1 protein-coding gene is annotated in these 609 nt (G+C 64.0%); it reads right to left on the minus strand.

Translation table 11 applies throughout. The features are described from left to right. Positions 1-609 (minus strand): hypothetical protein (locus F928_RS22635; protein ID WP_005076550.1); only part of this gene is annotated, 609 nt, incomplete at both ends.

The raw sequence follows: 609 nt of genomic DNA on the forward strand, positions 1-609 counted from the left end.
ATCATCATCGTCGTCATCACGGCTGCGACCACGACCTCGTCCACCTGAGCGGCCACGATCGTCATCATCGTCGTCATCACGGCTGCGACCTCGGCCTCGTCCGCCTGAACGGCCTCCGCGATCGTCATCATCATCGTCATCACGGCTGCGACCTCGGCCTCGACCACCTGAGCGACCACCGCGATCATCATCATCGTCGTCATCACGGCTGCGACCACGACCTCGTCCGCCTGAGCGGCCACCGCGATCGTCATCATCATCGTCGTCACGGCTGCGACCACGGCCTCGTCCGCCTGAGCGGCCACCACGATCGTCATCATCATCGTCATCATCGCGACTACGGCCACGACCTCGTCCGCCTGAGCGGCCACCGCGATCGTCATCATCATCGTCATCACGGCTGCGGCCACGGCCTCGTCCGCCTGAGCGACCACCACGATCGTCATCATCATCGTCATCACGGCTGCGGCCACGACCTCGTCCGCCTGAGCGACCGCCACGATCATCATCATCGTCATCATCACGGCTGCGGCCACGACCTCGTCCACCTGAGCGGCCACCGCGATCGTCATCATCATCGTCATCATCACGGCTACGACCTCGGCCTCG

It is taken from the genome of Acinetobacter pittii ATCC 19004 = CIP 70.29 (assembly GCF_000369045.1).
Classification (GTDB): Bacteria; Pseudomonadota; Gammaproteobacteria; order Pseudomonadales; family Moraxellaceae; genus Acinetobacter; species Acinetobacter pittii.